This is a genomic window from Pontibacter cellulosilyticus, assembly GCF_014306105.1.
In the GTDB taxonomy this organism is placed as follows: domain Bacteria; phylum Bacteroidota; class Bacteroidia; order Cytophagales; family Hymenobacteraceae; genus Pontibacter; species Pontibacter cellulosilyticus.
Genome location: NZ_JACRVF010000008.1, coordinates 90,213 through 98,099 on the forward strand (window position 1 = coordinate 90,213; position 7,887 = coordinate 98,099).

General features: G+C 32.2%; 8 protein-coding genes and 1 pseudogene. All 9 read right to left on the reverse strand.

Annotated features, from left to right (window positions below; translation table 11 throughout):
* Window positions 1–3 precede the first annotated feature (3 nt).
* Window positions 4–357 (reverse strand): hypothetical protein, encoded by a 354-nt coding sequence (locus H8S84_RS19610; protein WP_187069102.1) that lies wholly within the window; start codon window positions 355–357, stop codon window positions 4–6.
* Window positions 350–961 carry a sugar transferase gene (locus tag H8S84_RS19615; RefSeq protein ID WP_187069104.1) on the reverse strand — a complete coding sequence of 204 codons (612 nt, stop codon included), beginning with the start codon at window positions 959–961 and terminating at the stop codon, window positions 350–352. The genes H8S84_RS19610 and H8S84_RS19615 overlap by 8 nt, the downstream gene beginning before the upstream one ends.
* Window positions 948–2,171, reverse strand: a complete 1,224-nt coding sequence (locus H8S84_RS19620) for a glycosyltransferase family 4 protein (RefSeq protein ID WP_187069106.1) — start codon at window positions 2,169–2,171, stop codon at window positions 948–950. Before H8S84_RS19620 ends, H8S84_RS19615 begins: the two co-directional genes overlap by 14 nt.
* A gap of 19 nt (window positions 2,172–2,190) precedes the next feature.
* Complete coding sequence (locus tag H8S84_RS19625) at window positions 2,191–3,270, reverse strand: glycosyltransferase family 4 protein (RefSeq protein ID WP_187069108.1); 1,080 nt, start codon at window positions 3,268–3,270, stop codon at window positions 2,191–2,193.
* 51 nt (window positions 3,271–3,321) lie between these two features.
* Complete coding sequence (locus H8S84_RS20390; protein ID WP_187069109.1) at window positions 3,322–4,431, reverse strand: EpsG family protein; 1,110 nt, start codon at window positions 4,429–4,431, stop codon at window positions 3,322–3,324.
* Between the two features lie 9 nt (window positions 4,432–4,440).
* Complete coding sequence (locus H8S84_RS19635; protein WP_187069111.1) at window positions 4,441–5,361, reverse strand: glycosyltransferase; 921 nt, start codon at window positions 5,359–5,361, stop codon at window positions 4,441–4,443.
* An 86-nt stretch (window positions 5,362–5,447) separates the two neighbouring features.
* Window positions 5,448–6,149 carry a glycosyltransferase family 2 protein gene (locus H8S84_RS19640; RefSeq protein ID WP_222621715.1) on the reverse strand — a complete coding sequence of 234 codons (702 nt, stop codon included), beginning with the start codon at window positions 6,147–6,149 and terminating at the stop codon, window positions 5,448–5,450.
* A 114-nt stretch (window positions 6,150–6,263) separates the two neighbouring features.
* Window positions 6,264–7,727, reverse strand: coding sequence for a lipopolysaccharide biosynthesis protein (locus H8S84_RS19645; RefSeq protein WP_187069115.1), 1,464 nt, complete (start codon window positions 7,725–7,727; stop codon window positions 6,264–6,266).
* A gap of 33 nt (window positions 7,728–7,760) precedes the next feature.
* A pseudogene (locus H8S84_RS20170) lies at window positions 7,761–7,887 on the reverse strand (glucose-1-phosphate thymidylyltransferase); the annotation flags it as partial.

Genomic DNA, 7,887 nt, shown 5'->3' on the forward strand with positions numbered 1-7,887 from the left:
TATTTATTTTTTATAGGCATTCATAAAAGCCTCCTTCGCTTCTTTTGGGAAAGACAAACTCCCGGGAAATCTTTCAAAGACAAATGTAGCTGAGATGGAAGGATTTATCTCCTGTACAAGCTGATCAAACTGCGCCATCCATACATCATAATGTGCCATAAGCTCTAAAGCACACAGGCTTTGCTCATCATCAAATAATCCCAAATTATACTCCAGCAGCTGATAGATTCTGTTATTTGCCTTTCGTATACTCGAAGCATAAAGGTAAATTCTTTCGGTTAAGTAACTCTGGTAAGCATTATCAGCTCTTCTAAACTGATAATAGAGTTCTTTTAATACAATATCTTTATTACTCATTGTTGCCTGTAAAATATTGTACCGTAGCCTGTCCCTTCTGGCTTATACCCTCTGATCTGAAAACTTTAATAATTGTAAGCCAGATAATCTTTAAGTCTAACAGGAAGCTACAGTTAGCTACATACCACACATCATAATCAAACTTCTCATTCCAGCTGATAGTATTTCTGCCATTAACCTGCGCCCACCCTGTTATCCCTGGTCTGACTTCATGCCGTCTGTTTTGCTCTTCGTTATATAGAGGCAAATACTCTACCAGCAATGGGCGTGGACCTATGAGGCTCATATCTCCTTTGATAACGTTAAGCAATTGTGGAATCTCATCTAAGGATGTCTTGCGCACAAATTTACCTATTGCAGTAAGTCTTTTATCATCTGGCAGCAAATTACCATTGGCATCTCTTAGATCATTCATGGTTTTATACTTGATGACCTTAAAGATTTTACCATTTTTACCTGGTCGTGGCTGCAAGAAAAAGGGCTTACCGTGATTAGCAATTGCTAAGCATATAGTAACGATTGCAAAAATAGGTAGAGCAATTAGAAAAGCTGAGGCGGAAAGAGTGGTATCAACGGCTGGCTTTAAAAAGCTACGATACAACATTATCTAATATTTTTAAATATTTCACTGATGCGATTTCTAAAGAGTATCTGGTTTCAGCTAAGTGCTTTGCATTCTTCCCCTGCATAGATAACAGGGAGGAATTATTAATGTAGTCACTAAACCTTTTAGCTTCATTCTTTATATTTTCAATGTTGAAATCAAGTACAAATCCGATATTCTCTCTCTCTATTACATCAGCTTGCCAGCCACGATGATTGATCACTATTGGCCTTCCTGCAGCTAAGCAATCAAAAAATTTATTCGCTGAGTTAGCCCAAAGTTCAGGTATAGGTATAACAAAAGAACTTGCTACACTAGACTCATAGTAAATCTGAGGTAACTGTGATTTTGAAACCGGGTCTAAAAAAAATAATGTTTTATTTAAAACCCCTTCCTTTTTGGCATATCTCACCAGTTCTTTTTTCTCCATGCCATCCCCAAATACAACGAACTTTATTTCAGGGTCAACTTCCTTCAAATGTATAGCGATGTCTACCATATATTTAAGCCCATTGACCATACCAATAGTACCCGCATAAAGAACTAGCTTTTTTGGCTGCTCACCTATCAGATCAGCTATTAATTTCTTATTCGGATCGCAGTTAGCAAAACGATTAACTTCGGAAATATTCGGAATAACACTTAAACTTTTACCAATTTTAGTTATTGTTGAAATTGATTTCTCCATATCATCTGACAAGGCTACTATATGAGATGACTGTTGATATATCATCCTTTCAAAGCCCTTCAGCAAGCGCGCAACAGTATTATTCTTTATAATACCCATCGCTATAGGCACTTCCGGCCAAACATCTCTTACCTCAAAAATAAACGGGGTTTTGTGTACTAGTTTTTTTATAAAGGCTGGAATAGCTATAGTTATAGGCGTAGAGGTTGCTAACACTACATCACATTTTAACTTGATCAATCGAAGAGAAGCTTTCACAAGAAATTGAATAAACGTGATGATTCTTTTAGCAAAGCTTAGGTTATTGCTATAATCAAGTTTTAATACATGAAGCTCTAGTCCCTCATAATCTAGTACTGTCCATCCATCTGAAAACTCTTTGTAGTTTTTAAGAAACGAGCTGGTGGTCACAACTACAACTCTGTGTCCTTTGTTCAAAAATGATTTAGCTAAATCATATGATCGTGTACCACCAGAGGAGCTTGGCAAAGCAAAATATTGATGTAGGTAAGCTATTTTCATGAATATTATGTTAAGATCTTTAGCTAAGAATTGATCTGTAAAGGCTTTCTATCTTTTTCAAATTCACTTTTCTGTCACCCACTTTACTCACTAATTGTTGATTAAAACATAATTTATCCTCACTAACATGCTTTTGTAGGAACAGCTCTTCTAAGCAATTAGCAAATTGTGTAAAATCACCTACTGGAAATAAAAGACCATTCCTATTATGCTGTAGTATGTCTCTGTTTGCTTTTATATCTGAAACAATAGGAAATAAACCTGAGGCCAAAGCCTCTAATAAACTTAAGCTCGTTCCATCAGAAAGTGATGCCGATACATATATATTATGATTAGAAAAAACATAAGGTTGCTCAGCATTTGGTATTCTTCCTAAGAATTTAACATTTTGTAGCTCATTATTTACTGTAAACCTTTCTAAGCTCTCCTTCATAGAACCATCTCCTAAAAAAACAGCCTCATAAGGGATCTCTTTTTCTTGAAGAACTTTCAAACCTTTTAAAATAGTAAAATGATCATATACCGGCTCAAAACTTCTATTACAAATTATTTTTAATTTGTAATTGTCACCGATACTTGATTTACCTATATTCTTGTAGTACTTACCAACGTCAATACCAACATTTACATTAACAATTTTTGATGCATCTACACCTAATGAACGTACTTTTAGCTCTAACTCATTAGACACTACGTTTACATACTTTACAGACTTAAATATTCTTTTTAATATAAACCTCCAAGTAGCTGATTTCATACTACTATTCACATCGCTTCCATGAACTGTAATAACACTATTTTGAAAGTTACAAACCAATAATGCAACACCTGCACTTGTTGCATAATGTCCATGTACGATATCAGGCTTCAAGCCCCTTACAATTTTTTTAGCTTTGAATGCCGCTAATAAATATTTCCATTTATCTCTTACAAGATTAAACTTCGTTTCTTTGCCAATCCAAGCCTGCAAAACGGGAACGTTCCTTTGCGGAGAAGGACTCAATGCAATAAAGTAAACTTCATGTCCCTGTTCTTTAAAAAAATCTATATAAGACTGAATATGTGTAAATGTACCTGATGAAATAAAAGCGATTTTCATTATTTTAACTCTTCCCTAAAGTTCTTTTTCATTCAATTTAAATTTATACACTTACATAAAAGGTAACACAGCTAGTCTATAAAAATAAATAGAATATGATAGAACTATCAATACAAAAACTAATCCCTTCCTTACATCATAGTTACTAAAGAGGCACAGATAAAAATACAGCAAATTAAATATCATATAGAAATCCAAAGCTCTCGAGACTGTAGGAATCGCAGATAACAGTGACAAGGAAATCAAGAAAAAAATATTTATATTTATCAACCTCTGATTGAAGCTAGTGTTAATGTTACTATACTTCAGCATAACTATTGACACAATGAAATTTACAATAATCAAAAAAGAATATGATGATACTTCTTGTCTAACTTTCTCTAAATATCTTGTGAGTTTAATAAACGACAGATCTTCAAGATTCGCAATGAATAACAAAATATAGCTAGTTGCAAGGTTTGAAATAATCTCCTGCACCTTTAAAAGGTATAGCAGAAAAGTAAACAGAACAACTATATAATATACTTTCTTCTTTATTTTTGTTTTTTTAAAAAAAATAAAGACACCAAAACCTAAGAAAGAAGTATTATGCATCAGTAGAGATATTAGGGTAAACACTATCCCTAAAACATATCTCTTATTTATAATTAATGAAATCCCGAAATATATTAGTGCAATAGCAATACCAGCTCTAAGAACGACAGCATTATACATGAAGCCAAAAATAGAAACATATAATGTAAAGAATGGCATAAACAGCACTATCCTTCTTACATTATCTGTTTTTAAAACTTTTAAGTAATTTCTTGTACCATAAAAAATTAAAATAGATTGAATAACAGCTATTATTCCTAAAAAGATTGGTATGTTATCTCCTATAAAAAATTTTATTAATTGCGTCAACAATGTATAACCATATTCAAAGTTATGTAAAGTATCTACATTCGACATGTTATATACAGCATGTAGTGTAACAGTATTAAAGTCTTCTACATAATTCAAAGTATCTGCGGTACTATTAATATCTCTAAAAGAAATTATCAAGAAATAAAGCAATACTGCTACAATATTTATTATAGTAATATTCTTCCTCAGAGAAATTTGTATAAAGCTTAAGAGCAGGCATAGGCATATATAGCCAAAGAATATAAGTAGGCTCATTAGTACATGTTAGAAATATTGCTTCCAAATCATATACCCTTTGTATATTTCATTAAATTTGATCTTATAAAGATGCTTTAGCAGAGCTTTAATCTCTACACATTTTATCGACTTTAGAATTAAATAGAATTTAATATAGCTATTATAATCATCAATAGTAAAGGCTTCTATTGGATACCGACACAGGTAATAATGTGCAATCTGAACCTTCGTTTCAGCAAATTCTCTAATTTTATTTAAATCCTTATTATTACTAATTGATTCATTCAAAACTCTATAAACCGCTGTCTCTCTCTCAATATATTTTATATTGAATTTCAGACTAATGTGTAGCCACAGAATATAATCAATTGTTTTACATCCTTGACTTATAAAGTAATCAAAATCAATTTCTTCAACCACATTTCTTCTAAACATTGTGGTTACAGCACATACAAAATTTTTTTTAATAATTTCACTATATAGGTTTTCACCTTGACATTCTATACTCCTCTTTACTACTTTATGAGATACCTTTTCGTATTTTGTACTACTATCCTTTAGAATTTTATAACTAGTATGTACCAGACCTATATTTTCTTCCTTTTTAAACTCATCATATTGTATTTGAAGTTTAAGAGGATCAATCCAATAATCATCTCCTTCTAAAATAGCGATAAAATCCCCCTCACACTTCTCAAAACATCTCTTATAGTTTCTTATCAATCCTAGGTTTGATGAGTTATCCATAAGATGAATAACATCGGGGAATTGATAAGCATACTTTTCACAGATTACATGAGTATTATCTGTTGAACAATCTTCTCCAATTATTAAATTAAATTTGAATTTTGTCCTCTGAGCTAAAACGCTCTCAATTGCTTTACTTATAAACTTTTCCTGATTATAGGCCAACATTACCACGTTAACTTCTGGACGTAATGTATTCATAAAAGTATTATTTCATAATTATACCTTGGAAAACAGCGCATTTTTAAAAGACTAAAATAAACAATTTAATTTCAGCCTTTTAAACACTACTTTTTAGTTTCTTTACTCCAATGTGTACCTATTTCAACACTATTAACATAATACTTTTCCTCTTCAGATAAATTCTTAGAATCATTGTACCATGGTAAGTGATAAGCCTGATAAGGATACCCCACTCTTATCATCTTAAGATGACCACCCGAAGTACTTATTTTAGCATAAGGTCTGTGAAGAGCAAAAGTTGTATCTATTGTAGCGTCAAACATATTTTCACCAACTTTACGCGTATAGAACTGGGACTCCCATTTTATAACTTCATTTTTTTTACTGAAATGATCTGGTATATCGTCAATTTTTAATGAGAAGCCAACTTTTTGTACAAGTGGGTTACTCTTTAATATCTGCAAGAAAAACTTTAAAAAGTCACCCGGACAGTCTTCATGTGGTAATACATCTGAATCAGAATATACAAAGAACCCCTTTCTCACCTCTTTATATAAATCTATTTTCTCTAATGCCTTAAATCCTAAATTTTGGTTTAATCTTATTACCTTTATATCAGAACTTTTGTAGTATTCTAACAAAGGAGGGTAGGTAGAGTCATTATCTAATATTATAATATTCCTATACCCTCTTTCTTTCAAACTTTTTATCATTTTAATTAAAAACGTATAACGGTTTCGATTATTGATAATTATTGGTATATCCTTATAATCCTTTAAATATTTAGAAAAGAAGAAGCTTCTCAAAAGGTTATAATAACTTACGCTTTTATAAAATAGTTTGAACAACACTATTGGTGTTAACTTCACAAGTAATCTTTTATATCTATTAGCCATTTAGTAACAACTACTATATTCCTACTACGTATTAATTTTTAACTTTCCATTAAAGAAAAAATTATTAAACTCCTTTAATGCAGGGGATTTAACGACTAAACTTATTCCCAGATATATCCCAGTAAGGCATGTTGCATTAACTGCTATCTGTAGAAAATCATTTACATTTTTTTGTTCAAAAAGCAAATAATTGATGCCAGCTGTCAAAAACCCAGAGAATATTGTAATCAAGAGTATCCTATACACATCCTTTAATTGGTCTACCAATGAATAACCTATTAATTTCCCACTGTATAGTGAGCCAATACAAAAGTTTGTTATGGAAACAATTATTTGCGAAAACAACAGCCCAAAAATACCGAATTGTACAGCTATCATAATTATTCCTATGATTATGATCTTTTTAATTATCTCCAACTTTAAATAAATATCGCTCCTTCCTTTAGTACTTAATACTTGAGTGTTATAATCCTCTAAAGGAAATAAAACTCCAACTACACATAAAATTTGGAAATAAGGAACAGCTGGCAACCATTTGCTCGTTAACACAACACGAAAAAGTGGCTCAGCCGTCAAAATAGCAAAAGTCATCAATGGAGCTATCCAGAACAATACTTGCTGCATTAGTTTCCCATATATTTTTCTAAGCCTTAAGTTGTCGTCTTGTATTCCTGAAAGTACGGGATAAGTTACTTTGAAAATTGCTGTTGTAAGACTCGTTACTGGAAATGACTGTAAAAGATTAGCTCTGTTATAATAACCTAAAAGAGTTGAGGAAAAATACTTTCCAATATATAAGTTGTATATATTATTAAATATAGAGTTGAGTATAGTGGTGAGTGTTAGTTTAGAACCATAGTTGAAATGGTACCTGAGTTTAGCAACATCTATTCTTAAACTTGGGATCCACCCACTCGTCAGCCATAGCAACACCATAAATACTATAGACTTCGTTAGATACAAAGCTACTATACTCATTACTCCAAAATCATAAAAGGCAAGTAAAACACTTACTACTCCACCTATAATCATGGAAGGCAATTCGATAATTGTTTGTAGTTTAAATTTTAGTTCTTTTATCAAAATCGAATTTTGTACGGCTATGAACGCATTTATAACGAATGTCAGTCCGTAAATTTTCAAAATACTATTAAGCTTTGGTTCTTTGAAAAAGAAGCTAAAATAGGGAGCAAAGTAAAATAGCAGAGAATAGATTATTAAACTGCCTAGAAGATTTATATAGAATACTGTTGAATAGTCGTCTTGATTTGTATTGGTAGTTCTTATGAGAGATGAAGTAAGTCCAGAGTCAACTAAAGAGTTACCTATTATAATAAACACGCTTAATAATGCAAACACTCCAAAATCAGAGGGCATTAGCATTCTTGCTAAGATGATTTGAACCACAAAGTTTAACAATTTTATCCCAAACTGTTGGCTTATGGTCCAAAAGAAACTATGCTTTGCTTTAGATGCTAAACTTTCCACAAACAATATTTACTTTTAAACTAAACGCATACATTAGGCTTCTCTGAGCACGCTTAGCAGGTAGTCGCCGTAGCCGCTCTTGCGCAGTGGCTCGGCGATCCTTTGCAGCTGCTCGGCATTTATAAAGCCCATGCGGTAAGCCACCTCCTCGATGCAGCCG